We start from the raw sequence: 1,247 nt of genomic DNA, 5'->3' as shown, positions 1-1,247 counted from the left end.
TACAGATCATCTTTAGGGGATGTCTTTGTTACTTCTCTTTCTTCAATGGTTGTCACTTTCCTCTTTTCTTCGGTGACATCATCAAGAAGTTCCTCTTTGCCAACCAATTTGTAAAAATTGAATTTCTTCTTAATGCCTTTATATTCAAGATAATTATTGACACAAGAATTTATCTCAATACCATAAATGATAAATAGCATACCCATACTTATGACAGGTACACCAATCGTTATCTCAAAGGTCATACTACATACTTCTGCGAGTGTAACCCAGCACAAGTAATCGACCATCTTATTTATGGTACGCCGGATGGCGCGTGAAAAACGTATCTTCTCACCACGTTTTTTAGCAGCCATGATGCCGAATCTTAAATCTGCGATAACAAGAATCATGCCCAGTAGAAGCCAAGGGGCGAGATGCGCGTAAAAGGATGTTATGGAAGCACCCAATACAGCAAAAATCGAACTAAATAGATTATTGTCGTTCATTACTTGTCGTCTTTATAAATGTTATTACAATCGGTTGCCATTCTACAATAAGATGACAACCAAAGGTATTTATATTCCTCTAACTAAAGAATTATAACCACCGTCAATCTACGACTTTATCTAATAGTCGTAAAAATCCCACCTAATCAATGTTAGATGGGATTTCATTTAGTCTGTTACTACTTCCGCTTCATGTCCCAGAAGTCGGTTCATTGCATCAATGAAAGCTGGACTACATAAGGTCATATAGGTTTCAATCTGTTGAATTTCCTTGTCGGTATAGTTTGTTGGGCCGTCTGAATTATATATCTTCAAAGCCAAAGCGTGAGCGGCGACACCTTGCCCCATATTGTATATCACATCTGCAAATTGTGTACGCAAGTCACAAATGGAACAATTCTTATGCGCCACATCCGTGAAGATTTCAATTCTTGAGAAGTCTATTTTCATATTCGTTCTATCAGTTTTGTCTGTTAATAATCCTTGCTGTATACATCAGTGTATAGGATGTATCAAGCACGCCTGTTTTATTGGGGTCATAAACAAGTAGGAACGTTACAGCATCACCAGCACCCATCTTAAGGTTGTCATACCTACCATTATTCCAATGTGTCATAGTAGGATATTCATCGGTAAAATAAGGTGTTTGTTTTGCTCCATTGACAGTAACCTCTTTTTTACATCTACCATAAATATTGAAGCCATTCTGACTATTCAAGTCAGCAACAACAATAAACTCTATGCAGAATGGCGTAGATG

General features: G+C 37.4%; 3 protein-coding genes. All 3 read right to left on the bottom strand.

The genetic code is table 11. From position 1 onward, the window contains the following. Positions 1-488 (bottom strand): phage holin family protein (locus C5O24_RS13480; RefSeq protein ID WP_107681981.1); only part of this gene is annotated, 488 nt, incomplete at its 3' end. A gap of 168 nt (positions 489-656) precedes the next feature. Continuing rightward, positions 657-938 carry a hypothetical protein gene (locus tag C5O24_RS13475; RefSeq protein WP_107681980.1) on the bottom strand — a complete coding sequence of 94 codons (282 nt, stop codon included), beginning with the start codon at positions 936-938 and terminating at the stop codon, positions 657-659. Positions 939-948: 10 nt separating this feature from the next. Then, the coding region (locus C5O24_RS14225) for a hypothetical protein (protein WP_161553922.1) at positions 949-1,247 on the bottom strand (299 nt) is incomplete at its 5' end.

Source organism: Paramuribaculum intestinale, from assembly GCF_003024925.1.
In the GTDB taxonomy this organism is placed as follows: domain Bacteria; phylum Bacteroidota; class Bacteroidia; order Bacteroidales; family Muribaculaceae; genus Paramuribaculum; species Paramuribaculum intestinale.
This window is presented reverse-complemented; position numbering and strand designations above follow the sequence as displayed.